The organism is Exiguobacterium sp. s163, assembly GCF_018617135.1.
GTDB classification, from domain to species: domain Bacteria; phylum Bacillota; class Bacilli; order Exiguobacteriales; family Exiguobacteriaceae; genus Exiguobacterium; species Exiguobacterium profundum.
The window spans coordinates 44,095-59,175 of sequence record NZ_JACSJN010000008.1 but is presented as its reverse complement, the minus strand read 5'-3'; the positions used below and the strand labels follow the sequence as shown (position 1 = coordinate 59,175).

At 47.5% G+C, this 15,081-nt stretch carries 21 protein-coding genes; 15 read left to right on the top strand and 6 right to left on the bottom strand.

Annotated features, from left to right (window positions below; translation table 11 throughout):
• Positions 1-4 precede the first annotated feature (4 nt).
• Positions 5-229 (bottom strand): hypothetical protein, encoded by a 225-nt coding sequence (locus KNO71_RS16115; protein WP_214685682.1) that lies wholly within the window; start codon positions 227-229, stop codon positions 5-7.
• A gap of 128 nt (positions 230-357) precedes the next feature.
• Between KNO71_RS16115 and KNO71_RS16110 the strand changes: the two genes are divergently transcribed.
• Both KNO71_RS16110 and KNO71_RS16105 read left to right on the top strand, forming a co-directional pair.
• On the top strand, positions 358-1,128 hold the full coding sequence (locus tag KNO71_RS16110) for a nucleotidyltransferase domain-containing protein (RefSeq protein WP_251026405.1): 771 nt from the start codon (positions 358-360) through the stop codon (positions 1,126-1,128).
• Between the two features lie 5 nt (positions 1,129-1,133).
• Positions 1,134-2,168: a flavin monoamine oxidase family protein gene (locus KNO71_RS16105; protein ID WP_214685684.1), complete on the top strand. Its 1,035-nt coding sequence runs from the start codon at positions 1,134-1,136 to the stop codon at positions 2,166-2,168.
• Positions 2,169-2,209: 41 nt separating this feature from the next.
• On the opposite strand, the gene KNO71_RS16100 is transcribed toward KNO71_RS16105, so the two are convergent.
• Together KNO71_RS16100 and KNO71_RS16095 are read right to left on the bottom strand one after the other, a co-directional pair.
• Positions 2,210-2,641, bottom strand: a complete 432-nt coding sequence (locus tag KNO71_RS16100) for a MarR family winged helix-turn-helix transcriptional regulator (RefSeq protein WP_031424557.1) — start codon at positions 2,639-2,641, stop codon at positions 2,210-2,212.
• 19 nt (positions 2,642-2,660) lie between these two features.
• Positions 2,661-3,866 carry an MFS transporter gene (locus KNO71_RS16095; RefSeq protein WP_214685686.1) on the bottom strand — a complete coding sequence of 402 codons (1,206 nt, stop codon included), beginning with the start codon at positions 3,864-3,866 and terminating at the stop codon, positions 2,661-2,663.
• 162 nt (positions 3,867-4,028) lie between these two features.
• On the opposite strand from KNO71_RS16095, the gene KNO71_RS16090 reads away from it, so the two are divergent.
• The 13 genes from KNO71_RS16090 to KNO71_RS16030 all read left to right on the top strand — a co-directional run bounded on the left by KNO71_RS16090 (position 4,029) and on the right by KNO71_RS16030 (position 11,774).
• The gene (locus tag KNO71_RS16090; RefSeq protein ID WP_214685688.1) at positions 4,029-4,478 is read left to right on the top strand and encodes a hypothetical protein; all 450 of its coding nucleotides are present in this window, start codon (positions 4,029-4,031) and stop codon (positions 4,476-4,478) included.
• A gap of 13 nt (positions 4,479-4,491) precedes the next feature.
• Entirely contained in the window at positions 4,492-4,950 is a 459-nt protein-coding gene (locus KNO71_RS16085; protein WP_159563425.1) for a hypothetical protein, read from the top strand.
• Positions 4,951-4,959: 9 nt separating this feature from the next.
• The gene (locus tag KNO71_RS16080; protein WP_214685690.1) at positions 4,960-5,463 is read left to right on the top strand and encodes a hypothetical protein; all 504 of its coding nucleotides are present in this window, start codon (positions 4,960-4,962) and stop codon (positions 5,461-5,463) included.
• Positions 5,460-5,945, top strand: a complete 486-nt coding sequence (locus KNO71_RS16075) for a hypothetical protein (RefSeq protein WP_214685692.1) — start codon at positions 5,460-5,462, stop codon at positions 5,943-5,945. Before KNO71_RS16080 ends, KNO71_RS16075 begins: the two co-directional genes overlap by 4 nt.
• Entirely contained in the window at positions 5,920-6,402 is a 483-nt protein-coding gene (locus KNO71_RS16070; RefSeq protein WP_214685694.1) for a hypothetical protein, read from the top strand. The genes KNO71_RS16075 and KNO71_RS16070 overlap by 26 nt, the downstream gene beginning before the upstream one ends.
• 103 nt (positions 6,403-6,505) lie before the next feature.
• Positions 6,506-7,444 (top strand): DMT family transporter, encoded by a 939-nt coding sequence (locus KNO71_RS16065; RefSeq protein ID WP_251026406.1) that lies wholly within the window; start codon positions 6,506-6,508, stop codon positions 7,442-7,444.
• Positions 7,445-7,456: 12 nt separating this feature from the next.
• The gene (locus KNO71_RS16060; RefSeq protein WP_214689487.1) at positions 7,457-7,882 is read left to right on the top strand and encodes a DMT family transporter; all 426 of its coding nucleotides are present in this window, start codon (positions 7,457-7,459) and stop codon (positions 7,880-7,882) included.
• Between the two features lie 12 nt (positions 7,883-7,894).
• Positions 7,895-8,554, top strand: a complete 660-nt coding sequence (locus KNO71_RS16055; protein ID WP_214689485.1) for a Crp/Fnr family transcriptional regulator — start codon at positions 7,895-7,897, stop codon at positions 8,552-8,554.
• Between the two features lie 12 nt (positions 8,555-8,566).
• Entirely contained in the window at positions 8,567-9,040 is a 474-nt protein-coding gene (locus tag KNO71_RS16050) for a DMT family transporter (RefSeq protein ID WP_214685699.1), read from the top strand.
• A 457-nt stretch (positions 9,041-9,497) separates the two neighbouring features.
• The gene (locus KNO71_RS16045) at positions 9,498-9,956 is read left to right on the top strand and encodes a hypothetical protein (RefSeq protein ID WP_214685700.1); all 459 of its coding nucleotides are present in this window, start codon (positions 9,498-9,500) and stop codon (positions 9,954-9,956) included.
• Between the two features lie 18 nt (positions 9,957-9,974).
• Positions 9,975-10,769: an SMI1/KNR4 family protein gene (locus KNO71_RS16040; protein ID WP_214685701.1), complete on the top strand. Its 795-nt coding sequence runs from the start codon at positions 9,975-9,977 to the stop codon at positions 10,767-10,769.
• A 58-nt stretch (positions 10,770-10,827) separates the two neighbouring features.
• Positions 10,828-11,310, top strand: a complete 483-nt coding sequence (locus KNO71_RS16035) for a hypothetical protein (RefSeq protein WP_214685702.1) — start codon at positions 10,828-10,830, stop codon at positions 11,308-11,310.
• Positions 11,310-11,774: a hypothetical protein gene (locus KNO71_RS16030; protein ID WP_078146209.1), complete on the top strand. Its 465-nt coding sequence runs from the start codon at positions 11,310-11,312 to the stop codon at positions 11,772-11,774. Before KNO71_RS16035 ends, KNO71_RS16030 begins: the two co-directional genes overlap by 1 nt.
• A 121-nt stretch (positions 11,775-11,895) precedes the next feature.
• On the opposite strand, the gene KNO71_RS16025 is transcribed toward KNO71_RS16030, so the two are convergent.
• From KNO71_RS16025 to KNO71_RS16015, 3 genes are all read right to left on the bottom strand, one after another.
• Positions 11,896-12,624: an AAA family ATPase gene (locus KNO71_RS16025; protein ID WP_214689483.1), complete on the bottom strand. Its 729-nt coding sequence runs from the start codon at positions 12,622-12,624 to the stop codon at positions 11,896-11,898.
• Between the two features lie 9 nt (positions 12,625-12,633).
• Positions 12,634-13,359, bottom strand: coding sequence for a hypothetical protein (locus KNO71_RS16020; RefSeq protein WP_078146211.1), 726 nt, complete (start codon positions 13,357-13,359; stop codon positions 12,634-12,636).
• 113 nt (positions 13,360-13,472) lie between these two features.
• Positions 13,473-14,969: a phytoene desaturase family protein gene (locus KNO71_RS16015; RefSeq protein ID WP_214689477.1), complete on the bottom strand. Its 1,497-nt coding sequence runs from the start codon at positions 14,967-14,969 to the stop codon at positions 13,473-13,475.
• Positions 14,970-15,081: the final 112 nt, after the last annotated feature.

Genomic DNA, 15,081 nt, shown 5'->3' with positions numbered 1-15,081 from the left:
TGAGTCAGCTGCGTTTTGTGTTCGAGTCCAATTGTTGTTCGATTCGATCGAGACGTTCAATTAACACTCGAAACTGTTCAATGTTTTGACGCTCCAATTCAAGTTTTTCTGCTGCGCGTTTTTCAAATCGATTAACCACTTTGACAAGCCATACAATTCCGAAGACAATGGCGATGATGGGTAAGAAAAACGCAAGACTTGCAAATAATGAACTGATGATAATATTCACGAGAACTTCCTCCTTTACCTTTACACTCCATTATACTTCCAAATACATCCATCGTAACAGGGTCGACAGTAGAATTTTATATCAGACATTCGGTAGGCTAAGCATATAGAAAAGAGGTCTTGATCAGAATGAATTCAACAAATCGACAGCGCACTTTGAAGTGTCCGACCCGTCTTGGAACGGACGAGGATGGTTACGTCATCAACCAAACGTCCATCAAACATATTCAGCCTGAGTTTGAAACAATCCTCTTCAAATCAATTGAATTGGTGAAAGAAGCATTCGATGAACATCTTCATAGCATATACCTATATGGAAGCATCGGTCGCGGGACGGCTGTTGCTGGTGAATCTGATTTAGATTTGACGGTGCTTGTGCATGAGGATATCGATGCGACGGAATTGGTGGAACAGACGGAGCAACTACTAACGAAACATCCGAAAGTCATCAAAATCGACTACGATATCGGACGTCTGGATGTGGCACTGGATCCGGCGAACCATTTTGAATGGGGCTTTTGGCTAAGACATCTCTGTACGTGTGTTTACGGGGAAGATGTTTCAACTCAATTCCCACTCATGAAGCCGGATGCTCGTGTGAGTAAAGCGTTGAACCAGGACTTGGTTTCTTCGATTGAAGCAGCCAAGTCGAAATTGCTTCATGGACAGATTTCTCATCTAGAGAAGCGCTCCATCGTAAAACGAGTCATTCGAGGTTGGTATTTGACGATTAACGTGAAGGATGAGAGTTTTGCGACGACTGTAAAAGCGTGCTTGGCGATTCTAAAACTCTATTTCCCGGAAGATCCGCGAGTAGAGGAAGGGGAGATACTGTTGAAACAAGATGACATCACAAATCAACAGCTTCTGGACTATTTGAATGAAATAGATTGGATGTGAGTACGATGAAACAACAAATCGCCATCATTGGAGCTGGTGTCAGCGGGCTTTATGCTGCGATCCAACTTCATCAAAAGGGATATGACGTCACGGTCTTCGAGGCACGTGACCGAGTTGGCGGACGCATCTTGACGAAGGAAGGATTTGACCTCGGTCCGACATGGTATTGGCCGGATACGGAGAAGACCATCTCTGAACTCGTGGATACACTTGGACTCGAGTCATTCGTTCAACATACGACAGGACACATGGTGCTCGAACGTCAAACGACGACCGCACCGGAACGACATGTGTTACCGGAAGAAAGCATCGTCTTATCCAAGCGTTTAGTCGGTGGGATGACGAGTCTGGTGGAAGCTCTGCATGCGAAGTTGCCCGCTGACATCATACATCTTGGACATCGTCTCACGTCCATCGACCGACAGGCAGACCGAGTTCAATTGACGTTCCAAAATGGGGCGGTGCATCACGCGGACGACGTGATTCTTGCACTTCCTCCACGCCTTGTCGCCAATCTAACAATCCATCCTGAATTGTCAGCTTCGACGCAAAATGCACTCAAGACGACTCCCACGTGGATGGCGTCTCATGCGAAGGCGCTCATCGTATACGAGATACCGTTCTGGCGAGAAGAAGGTCTGTCTGGCTTTGGGATGAGTTGGGTCGGTCCGCTCCAAGAGATTCATGATGCCTCGCCGATGAATGGTCAAGGTGCGCTGTTCGCATTCTTCCGTCTGTCACCGGGAGAACGAGAAGCGCTAGGGGAGGGACAAGTGAAGACGCGCGTTATCGAACAACTGGAGAAGCTGTATGGTCCGAAAGCGAATGACTTCTTGCGATTTCATTATATGGACTGGTCGACAGAATCAGAGACAGCGACATCTGACGACTTCCTGCCGCTCACGGCATTCCCGGCTTACGGTCCGATTGAGCTCGGAGACCGTCTCCATTTGATTGGTTCGGAGACGGATGCGCAGTTCGGGGGACATATCGAAGGGGCATTGCGGTCGGCGAATCGAATCGTACAAGGGTTGGTATAACGAAAAAGACAAATCGTCCGACTAGCGGCGATTTGTCTTTTTTATTTAAATTTTTGAATCATCAACGCGAGTGAACGGTTGATCATCTTCATCTCGTCATCCTCAAGGACGGAGAACATCTCTTCAGCGAGGCGTTCTTCAATCGCATCGATTTGCTTCGAGTACGCCAGGCCGTTCGGGCCAAGTCGGATGAAGCTTTCTCGAAGATTCTCAGGATTCTTTTCCCGCGCGACGAAGTCACGTTGTTCGAGCACTTTGAGCACCTGACTGACGGCACTTTTGGAGATGGACATCTTCGTCGCAATCTCTGTCGTCGTCCACGTCTCTTGGCGTTTAAAGAGAAGTAGCATCTGTTCTTGTTGATAACTCAGCTCGAATTCGTTCAATTCCGTGAAATATTTCGTGAACAGCAAGTCGAGCTCATCGATTTGGCGGTACATCGTGAGGACTTGTTGTTTTCGTGTTTCATTCAACGTGTCATTCATCCTTTCTTTACGGTGTCTGTCGGAACGTTTCGCTCCGGAGAAATAAGAGGACACCACACACTAGTCCGATTATACCAAATGCCAATAAGAGCGTTTGAATCGGTACAGCCAGGGCGACAAGAATCGATAAGATCGCGAAAGCAATCGGTTCCAGGCCTGAGGCGGCGAGCGACATGATGCTCATGACACGACCGATTTTGTCAGAGTCGCTTTGTTCCTGCATGATGGTGACCGTCGGCAAGTAGACGAGCATAATCATAAACCCGCTCATAGAAGCCGCGACCGCGAGAAGCGGAATCGATTGGACTTGCGTGTAGAGGAAGAAGGCGCCGAGTGTCAGGAATAGGGCGCGGAAGACGAAGCGTCCACGATGAACCGACCGTAACAATAGAATCAGGAAGCTTGCGACGAATGTCCCGACAGCGAGCCCACCTTCGATGATACTCAAATCAAATGCTGTCCCTCCGATCGCACCAACGAGAATCGGGATACTCATGATGAGTGGTCCCATGACGAACAAGTTGACGATGGCAATGGCGAACGTCCCACTACGTAACACAGGTGTCTGCGATACGTAACGAATGCCCTCTTTCAAATCAAGGAGTACATCTTTCGCTGAGAGTGGAGCGATCTCGGGAATATTGTCTTGAATGAGACGTGGCATGATCAAAATCGCGGAGAGGAAAATCAATGCAGCCGACGTGCCGAAACTGAGACCAAAACTTCCCCACGTCAGTAGGATTCCTGCAAGGAACGGACCGATGACGAACATCAACTCGAGCGACCCTTGGAAAAGGGAGTTTGCCCGTTGCAACTGTTGACCTGATACGATTGAAGGCATAAGTGATGACAGTGCCGGGTAAGACATGCCATCTAAAAGACCAAACAATACGGAGATGATCAAGAGGGCTGTCACCGAATACGCATCAGCGAAATGGAGCGCAACGACAATTAACATCAACACGCCTTGTCCGATATTCGTTAAGCATAACAAGCGACTCTTTTGGAATCGATCAGCGAACACACCGCCGAATACCATCATGACGACACGCGGCAACGAGACCGCCGTCAAGATAATCCCTAGAAGTGCCGGTTGCTTCAAAACGTCGATCGTCAACCATGAGACGCTCAAGAAGAAAATCGAAAACCCGAGCGTGAGCGTCATTCCGGATAACCAAGTGAATACGAACCGAGTATTCTTCAATAAATTCATGTTAATAACCTCTTACTTTCATTTTTCAACATATAGTTAAGTTAACTAAACTATACGGTGAGAAATTCATATCGTCAAGAAGCATGACTTTGGTATGAAAATGTAAAATAACGGAACTTTTCTCATGTTCATCTCGTATAGTGGAATAAGAGGTGAATCAAGATGAATAAGCAAGAACGACTACATATAATCAAACAATCAAATCGAAAGCGACTTTTGCAACGACTTTTTCTAGCAATTCCAGCCGCTCTCGCGGTCTACTTTTTAATACGAACGGACGGGAATATTTGGGTTGGGTTCGCCATTATCGGCGGAGTGTTACTTGTGACTCGTTACTTCTTTTCGCATGAAGCAGAGACGATCAGTCAATTGTCGGAGCAAGAACAGGTGAAACGTGTTGTGATACTGCAGTATCATCTGGACTTCCTCTTTATCGCATTGCTAGGACTCGTCAATCCGCTAGCCATTCGAATCATGGAATGGTCTTGGATTCCAGCGGTTCTTATCGGTGGGACATTGCTTTATATCTTATGGTCTCAAGAGAAGCTCGATCAACAAATCCGCTGGCTCGATCCGGAGCAACCGACACGTCGCGAGATTCGACGATTCTGAAAGGATGAATGAGATGAATAAACAAGAACGGATTAATACGATTTATCGTTATCAACAGCGTTGGCTCTTTTGGAGAATGGGACTGGCAGCTCTTACCGGGATGTTCGTCTTTCTTGCACTTCAGTCTGACGGTGCGTCAAAGTATATCATTCCATTAGGGGTCACATTAGCAGGTATGTTGTTCGCCATCGGACGAGAGCGGCGCTTCGTCAGGAAGTTGACCGCTGTAGAACAAGCAAAGCGCATCATCGATTGGCAGTATGTGTCGGAGATGGGACTCCTCGTCTTGTTGGCAATTCTTTTCCCATTAATCGTCTTGATTAACTGGCCGGCATGGTCGCTTTTCGTCGTCTTCTTAGGCGGGGTCATCTTATTGCAAGTCGCACAGAAAATGCTCGACCGGCAGATGCCGCAGTATGACGAAGAACAGCCGATGCGCCGCGAAATCAAACTCGACTTCGTGAAAGACTGAGGTGATACCGTGGACAAAGCAGAGCGATTTGAAAGAATTGAACAGTTTGAGAAACGATATACTCGTCTCAACATCGTCGTGAGCGTAATCATGCTAGGCGTATCCATCTATTTTCTTTCGACATGGAGTCCGTATAGCATTCTTTTACCCGGTGTCGCACTTCTCTATACGACATGGCTTGAATGGAACAAGATGAAACTGCAGCAATCCTTCAACGAATCGACACGCTATCATCGATTGTTGCGGATTGATTTTACTGTCATGTTGATGAGTTTGATCTGGTTCATGATTTTGATTGGGTTGCATTTCAACGGAATCGATATCTTACCGTGGATGAGTTGGACGCTCCTGATTGGCGGGCCGTGTCTCATATTGATTCCACTTTGGATTGATCGAAAACAGTCCGAGTTTGATGAGCACCACGTCACATCAGGCGAGTGGGCTCGGTCAAACCGGGAACGTTTGAAACATACGTTAGATGATATTTCAAGGAAAGGTCGTAAAGATTCATGACAAAGATAGAACGGATTCAAGTAATCGGAGGATATCGGCAGTCACGACAAACCCTCCACCTTTGGCTCACGGGAGCCCTTATTTTTTGTAACAGTTTTGTGCTCGGTTTTGATACATGGTGGATATGGGGAATCGCTTCGGTCCTCACGGCTGCCCTACTCATAGGGCTGACGATCAAAGAAGGACGTGTCTTACAGATTTTCACGGCAGGTCGAGGCATCTTGCTGACAAAACGTTTGTATCGCCTCTATTCTTACTGGATTGGAGCGGTCACAGCAGCGGTTCTCTTCAGTCGTCTGCAAATTGCACCTGTCGCATGGATCATCTTTGGTCTAAGCATCGTCATGTTAGCATGGACGCACTATCAGACCGTCCAGCAATTGCGACAAGCCGACCCGGAGCAACCGACACGAGATGAGGTGACAAAGCATTACCGTTCGTATGAAAGGAGTACATATGCTGACGAAAGAAAAGCGACTTGAACAATTACTGAAGCAGGATGACAGTCATTGGCGTTGGGGGTGGGGCATCGCCATCGCGACGATTGTGATGACGCTCGTGATTGCCGCGCAGTCCAAACTCTACGCTCCACTCCTCGTCTTCATCAGTTTCTTTCCGTATCTCTGTTTTGAATGGCGGAAGACAAAACTGCTCCTGACCTTTAACGAGGATGCGCGGTACCAACGTCTGGTGTATACAGACTTTGGCATCCAGTGGCTCTGCTTCGTGTTGACTATCTGCTTATTGGCTGCCTATTATGCTGACTCGTTGTCTCCCATCATTGCCATTGCCGGGCTGTTCGGAATCGGTGTGATGTCGATTCTGGCACCGTATGTCATCAATCGACACTTACACTCGCTCGATGCGCATCATGTACGAGGGAAAGAATTGCGTGAAGCGCGCGATCAACGCTTCCGTGAGTCCGAAACGAACACCTGAGAAGGGTTCGTTTTTTGTTTGAGGACATCGGTCCTTTTCTTCTTTTGTATAGAGGCGTAAGCTGACAATGTACACAGAACCAGTAGAATCGAGGAAGACATTCATGTTAGCTATTTTGATTGGATTGACGATTGGGATTTTATTGCCGATGCAGACGAGTGTCAACTCACGTTTGCGTCAGGTGGTCGGCTCCCCGTTCGTTGCATCTTTTTTATCGTTTACTGTCGGGACGATCTTTTTGTCCTTATTGCTCTTATTGACCGGACAGTCATTCGGATTTGACGGCTCGGTGATTCAGGAAGGTCCGGGTTGGATGTGGATTGGCGGACTGTTAGGGGTCTTGTTCTTAACGGGAAATATTTTGCTGTTCCCAAGACTCGGGAGTGTCCAGACGGTCATCATGCCGATTTTTGGACAGATTTTGATGGGGTTGTTGATTGACCATTTCGGTTGGTTCAATTCTGTCGAACACCCAATTACGGTGCTTCGTTTGTTCGGAGTCGTGCTCGTCTTGTTCGGAGTCATCGGAACGGTCGCTTTATCCGACTGGCTCAACCGCCGAAGAGGCAAACTGGTCGTCTCCATGGAAACGGACACGGGGAATCTGAACCTTTGGCGACTGTTTGGGATTTTCACAGGGATGATGAGTGCCACGCAAACGGCCATTAACGGCTATTTGGGAACAGTGCTCGAATCGGCTCTGAAAGGGGCATTGGTCTCTTTCGTTGTCGGAACGTTGGCGCTCTTACTCATTTTACTCGTCTCACGCCAACCCGTTCCGCTCGGTCAACTGAAAGGTCAACCGTGGTGGATTTGGCTCGGTGGAATCATTGGGGCGCTCTTCATCGGAGGAAACGTCCTCATCGTACCAATTGTCGGGACAGGGATCGCTGTCATCATCGTCATCGTCGGACTGTTATGCGGAAGTTTACTGATTGACCGTTTCGGTTGGTTCGGCGCGAAGAAGAACCCGGTCACCGGGGTACAACTCGTCAGTCTGATTGTCATGGTCATTGGAATTGTATTGATTCGTTTATCTTAAGGGGGGAGAACGATGCGGGGAGTATTATTTGCAGTCAGCGGAGGCTTCTTTCTAACGTTACAAAGTGTTGCGAATGCTCGAATCAGTTCACAGATTGGGACGTGGCAAGCGGCGACGTTGACACAATTCACTGGATTCGTCGTCGCACTTCTCGTCATGCTGGTGCTTCGGGACCGCACGTATGTCGAGATGCGGCACGTGAAGCCGCTCTATTTATCTGGCGGAGCATTTGCGGCGATTATCTTATTTAGTAATATGACGGCCGTCCACGAGCTCGGGGTCACGATGACAATCTCGTTGTTTCTCATCGCGCAACTGGCGCTCGCGCTCGTCATCGATTGGCGAGGATGGTTCGGAATGGTGCGACGGAAGTTGAACGGGGCTCAGTTGATTGGTGTGTTCATGATGATTGCGGGGGTCATCTTATTAAAATGGTAGGGGGAAACGTGCATGGTTGACGCGTATGTGAAGCAATTTGAATTGACTGTCTTACCAGAAGAAGCGCAGAACGAATTGCAGCTCGTTCGATACGAGCCAGGAGACGTCATCTGTACGCAAGGTGATGAAGCAGGGCATCTCCGCTTCTTAGTGAAGGGGAAGATTCGTGTCTCCCATACTTCTGCTACCGGCAAGCGCCTCGTCCTCTCCTTCAAATATCCGCTCGATTTGATCGGGGACATCGAATATATTCAACGGACCCCGTTTTTGAATACGGTCGAGGCGGTCACAGAAGTCGAGATGCTCGCCATCCGATTCGAGGATTTAGTACGTCACGCGCACGGAGAAGTCGCCTGGTTACACTATTTATTGGAAGAAATCACGCGGAAATTTGAACGGAAATCACAATCGCTCAGCTTCAATCTGTTCTATCCCGTGGAAGTGCGCTTGGCGAGTTATCTGTTATCGATGACGCCGAATGACCAAACACTAGGCTCGACGGTCGACCAATTGACGGATATCGCTGATTTGATTGGGACGAGTTATCGTCATGTGAATCGGACGCTCCGGCGTTTCGTTGAGGCAGGATTGATTGAACGAAATCGGCGGGTAATCACGCTCGTCGATCGGGAAGGTTTGTTGGAGATTGTCGGGGAGAGCATTTATGAATAGGAGGGGAGACATATGGCGATTGGCATGATGCTTGCCATCTTCGGAGGGATGCTCGTCTGTGTGCAAAACACGTTTAACGCCAACGTCAAGAAGCGTGTCGGAGCATGGGCGACGACGACGCTCGTTCTCTGTCTTGGATTTTTAGCATCGCTACTCATTGGGTTGTTTCAAGAAGGTGGTGGCTTGTTCCGAGTAGATGAGATGGAGACATGGTACTGGTTCAGCGGAATCCTCGGCGTCGGGGTCGTCATGAGTGTGACGCAAGGGGTTGAGCGCCTCGGGCCGAGTTACGCGATCTCAATCGTTATGGTGTCTCAAATCTTATTCGCGCTCCTCTGGGATACGTTAGGGTGGTTCGGATTGACGGCCGTCCCGTTCACATGGAAAACGGTCGTCGGGATTATGTTAATCGTTGGTGGGGTGCTCGTATTTCAATTGAGTGGAAAGGTAAAACCAACTCGCGCGTCGATGAATCGAGCGAGTTAAATGTTAAAAAGAAGTTCCACGTTTTGAACAAGTTTGTCCATGCTGCTGTCGATTCAGTTGAGTATGACAGATCGGGTCCATCACCGTTGACTTCTATTCCGTTGATTGACCAGATGTAACCAAAACTTTTGACTCATTAGGAAAAAAAGGATAAAAAGAACAATTTGACCGAATCTTTTTTTGAAAAGATATGTATAATTTAGAAGAACAGGATAGAAGGGGGTAATGATATGCAACAAGTGATGGACATGGGATGGACAATTCTAAACTTAGGGTTGTTGACGATGATTGGAATCTTTTTATTCCGACTCCTTCGCCGGCATTCAAATTAATCAGCATCTGACAATCGTCAGATGCTTTTTCCTTTTTAATGGGAAAACCTCGAAAGTTTGCTTATAGATTGTTAAGATATAGATATCGATAAATTGGATGATTTTTACTTTTGGAGGTGTGTAAGGTGTTACGTGAAGAACGAATGGAATACTTGTACGACAAAGCATGGACTAAAAAAGGTCCGCTACTAGTGATCATCATCGGTGTAGTGACAGCGCTTTGGCTATTGTTCAATGATTCCAGAATGAGCCTATCCCTGTTCATCTTTTGTGCGGCGATGCTCATGCCGCTTCTGGTGGCAACATGGCATAAAATCCAGTTGTTTTTACAGTTCAATGACTCATCCACGTACCAGCGCTTTATTTATCTAAAAGGCATGATTCAGTTTATTCTCTTGATTGGTGTCATATCGATGGTGGCGCTCTATGCACTGAAGTACATATCGCTTGATACATTGAGCCTTGGCTGTGCGATGCTGATTGCGGGTTGCCTCATTCTCGAGTCATGGGTCGACTGGAAGATTCTAAAGATTGATGATGAGCATGTGGTCGAGAGTTTGTTGGGACTCGTGAACTGGAAATAAAAAGGGGTGTAGGGTTGAGTGATTGTCTGGACTGATGAAATTGACCATACGAATACATTGCCGGATTTGACAAAAGAAATCCTGAGAGATGTCGAGTCACGTCTCGGCGTGAAGTTACCGGAAAGTTATATCGAATTGATTCGAACACAGAATGGGGGATTTATCGAGCAGCGTGAGCTACCTGTGATCCTAAACGGACTAGACGATACGATTGTGATTGACTTCATCATGGGCATGAGTTTACAAGAAGGACTAGTTGAATCAAAAAACCTTTTGAAAGAGTGGGGCGTTGAGGATGAACGTCTGATTGCATTCACGGGCGATGGACACTATTTCCTCATGTTCGATTATCGCGATGGGGTGACTCCTAAGATTGCGTTATTAGATACGACGGTTGAAAAAATCGATGTGCTATTTGATTCGTTTGATCAATTCAATGAAGCGTTAAGTGTCAGCGAGACCGATTCATTTGTGGGATTAAGTGAAGGGGAGACGCTGTTAGATTATGCACAAAATCTACTATACAGTGAAGTGACGAGTGAAAAAACATTTGGTGCGAACATTTGGTTAAATTCACTAGACGTTCTCGATGTTAAAGAGTTGGTCGTGGAGCTTCTCACATGGATGGATGACGATACATTGCGCGAGACAGCAATTTCTACGATTCAAAACACCATCATTTCACGTCGTTTGCGCCAGAAAGAGTTGATTGAGGCATTTTTCAGTTCGTTATTGAAACGTGATGATGCATACAGTAAGCAGTGCTATGAAGAGACGACATACATCCTAGAGAATGGGATTGATCCGGATTGAAACTTAATCTTGGAACGATTCGTAAATATGATTAACGAAAACACATGAGGGGGATTCGATGGTAGACCATGAAGTCAGACTAGAACAGATGTTGAAAGATGATGAAAAACGAAAGAAGCAATTGACCCTTCCGTTGATTGGGGCCATCGTCTTGACCTTCTTCTATATATGGACGACGAACGTCTTCTTGTTGTATGCTATGATTTTTTTCGGACAATTTCCTGCCTTATATAAATCATGGCACCGCAAGAAGTTATTACTGTCATTTAACGAAGACAAACGGTATCAACAACTCGTGCGATCTGAATTTTTATTGGGTCTTACCTCGCCATTACTTGTTCTCATACTGATTACCAGTGCGGAGCTTGAGTGGATTTCATTGTTCACTTTCGTTATCATTGCATTTATTGGAATCATAGTTCTGTTGATTCTCAGTTTTCCAATCGACCGCAAGCTAAAAGAAATCGATTCGTTACACGTGACGGGTGTTGAACTCGGTCATGTCCAGCTGCAACGGAAAAAACGAAAAAGTGAAGCGTGATGAATAAACAAGAACGCCTCCCCAAAATGGTGAAACAGGATCTCGATTCGCGAGGGGTCAGCGCGATATTTGGCATCATCGGTCTGTTTCTCCTTCTCGTTGTTTCGGTCATAAGAGGTATCACGGTGACGACGGTTGCCTTCTCTTTCCTCGTGACCCAACTGCCGATGCTCTATCAAGCATGGCGACGGATGGAGTTGTTACGTACATTTAACGAAGACGAGGAATACCAACGTCTCGTTCGTCGAGAATTTCAAATCATCGTCGCCATGTTTGGATCACTTGGTGTATTTACTTTCCTCACGTGGTTCGTATTGGATTCGATGCAGGAACTACTCGGTGTCGCATTGATTGGCATCATTCCGCTCCTCATCTTGTACGTGTCGATGGACCGGAAACTACGTGAAGCGGACCCGGAGCACGTGACGAATCGGGAATTACGACGCGCACATCGTGAACAATAAAACTCAGCCCTGACACACGTCAGGGCTGAGTTTTATTATGAGAACATGGAAATGAGAAAGCCGCAGACGACCATGCCGATTGTATAGAATGTGAACCGGTATCGTTCCCAAAAAGATTCATTCATCGTGTCACCGCTACATCGTCAAGCGGCGTGTCAACCATCCGAACGAACGCTTCGTCCGGGTCGGTCGTTCCAGACTCGTCGAGCCAGTCTTGGAAGTCCCCTTCATACAAAACGCGTCCACCATGCAGGAAGATGACATGGGCATCAAGTTGAACCAAGTCATGTAACTGATGTGTGGAGATGAGACATGTCTTGCCCTCATCGACGAGTCGTTGCAGGCGGCGCATGATTTGAATGCGGGACGCCGGGTCGACCCCGCTCGTCGGCTCATCAAATAAATAGAGAGAACGTTTGATTGAAGATAAGAGCGTCACGAAGAGCCATTTCTTCTCCCCGACCGACATCTTCCCGAGCTTCATCGTCCATAGATGTTCGAACAGTTCTTGTTCGTGAGAAGTTGAAAGGTTATTTACGTAAGACTCGAGTTTCTTGAAGTCGGGACGTTGCGACAGACGTCCGATGAAATAGGCGAAGTCTTTCCCCGTCAACCCATGATGGTTGTACATGAGTTGCGTCAAATAGAGCATGTCCGTCGTCGGAACGAGTTCGAGTGATGTCTTGTCGACCGGAAGTGCCCCGGTCATACAATCAAACAGGGTCGTCTTCCCAGCACCATTTTGTCCAATCAAAACGTTCAGTTTATTCGGTTGCAGGGTGAACGAGACATCATCGAGAACAGGACGTGCCGCTTTCGGATAGCGATAAGTGAGTTGGTTTACGTGCATAAGAACCTCCTAGCGTGTGATGAGTGAGACGAGACTAAAGCGTTTCAACGCAATCGTGCCGATGATGAAATACCCAAGTACAGAGAGGCCTGTCGCCCATACTCCGAACGAGAGCTCGACTTGAGTCGTCAGATGCAGCAACCCGAGCGCGAATTCGTGAAGCGCGTAGAACGGGTTGAGGAAGCTGAACCATTGATCAGGTGACTTGATCGCCAGTAAAAAGAGTGGGAACATCAGTATGTTCGCGAACGTCCCGAGACTCGATACTTTCACTGGAAGTGTCGTGATGGCGACACTGGCAACCGCGAACGGGATACTGCCAATCAATACGAGTAGAGACGTTGCAATCAACTTGAACGAAAAGAACCCGTGTACGAGCGTGACGACCGTTGTGAATAAAGTTAAGCTGATGGAGGCGAATAAGAGTTGCGCCAAGATGACGGCGATGACATATGTCAGTTTGTTGCCTGAGATCATCACGTACGTTTTCATCAGTCCGTATTCACGCATGCGAGCGAGTTCGATGCCGACACCGTTCACATATGTAGCAAGAATGATATACACCCAGAAATAAGAGAGCCCTGGGTAGTATTCCGCTGTCGTTGCTTGGCGAATATCTGAAGATGACTGCGTCAAGGCGATTATGAGTGGGATTAAGAATGTCCAGATGAATGGAATCTTATCCGTGACGACAACTTTGGCATACATAAAGAAATAACTTGTGATTTGATGCATCCTGTTCCTCCGTTTGTATGTTTGAATGTTTGTATCGTAGCTCAATATACGGAAGGTTATTGGAAAAAGTTTCAAAAAATAATCCCTCATACTGAATGAGGGATTGAAGAAAATCATTTCACTTTGTCGCGTTTCGCAATCTTGTCGCTCACTTGCTGACCGCTCAATGTCACCATCGGCATGCCACCGCCCGGATTGACGGTTCCCCCGACAAAGTAGAGGTTATGATAGAGTTCGCTCTGCTTCTTATGCTTGAAGCCACCGTTCCGATTCTTGTCGGCGACCGTTCCATAAATGGCACCTCGGTCCGATCCGTACGTCCGCTCGATATCATGAGGCGTCCATACGTCACGCGTCACCGTATGTTCACGCAAACCATCGAGACCCATTCGTTCCAATTTGTCGAGTACACGTTCTTCAAAAGCGGCGTACTCTTCTTCCGTGAACGGCACATTCTGAATATACGGAATGTGTGGCAAGATTTTGATGTTCTCATGTCCTGGTGGCGCTTGGGTCGGGTCGGTCTTGTTGACGTTGACGAGGTAAATCGTCGGGTCGTCCGGAAGTTCATGTTTCTCAAAAATTTTATCCATCTGTTCATGCAAATTTTCGGAGAAGAAGAAGTTATGGTGCGCGAGTTGAGGATAGGCTTTCTTCACCCCGAGATGGAGGACGAATCCGGAGCTCGCCGGTTCATATTTATCGACGAGTTTGTCGACGTACTGTTTGTCGGCGTCGACCATCTTCTGATAGAACGGGATGACTTCCATGTTCGAGACGAAATAATCAGCAGAACGGAGACGTCCGTCCTCGAGCTCGATGGCGGTCACTTTCTCATTCACCGTATGGGCACGAACCACGCCTTCTCCGGTATGTAGCTTCACACCGATCTCTTCGGCGAGCTTCGTCAAGCCTTCCGCGAGCTTATGGGTGCCGCCTTCGACATACCAACAGCCTTGGGCATATTGCATGTAAATCATCATATTGAGGACGGCCGGTGCGTTATACGGAGACGACCCGACATATTTGACGTAATACGACAGCATATCACGAAGATGTGGATTGCTGATGCGCTTCTTGATGGCGCTATACATCGTCGACGTCAAATCGAATCCGAATAGGGTCGGGAAGATGCCCGTTTTCATGACGGCTTCTAATGGGGATTCAAACCCTTCGGCCAAGTATCCCTTCTCGGTCGTCTTATAGATGCGCGCTGCGTAATTCAGCAGTTCACGATATTCCTGCATGTCTTTTCGAGAGAGGGAAGGGTTTGCCCGCTGCATCTGTTCGAGGTCATGGTAAAGGTCGAGGACGGTATCGTCCGGGAAGAACGAGCGCCATTCGAGCTCAAGCCGCTTGATGGATACATAGTCTTCCATCCGTTTCCCACTTCCACGGAACAGTTTCTCGAAGATGTGAGGCATCGTTAAAATCGAGGGCCCGAGGTCGAAGCCGAATCCGTCTTGTTCGAGACGATTCACTTTCCCGCCGATGTGATCGTTCTTTTCGTAGAGTGAGACGTCGTAACCTTTTTGAGCGAGTGAGATGGCCGCTGACAAGCCGCCGAGCCCTCCGCCGATGACGATGACCGACTTTTCCACTGATGGCATATATTCGCCGCCTTTCCGAAGTGTTATTTTCAAAAAACAGAATGAGTGCTACCTCCTCTATTCCCGTTTCCAAATGAAACGAACATGCTTTTACGGATTTGCCACATCCACA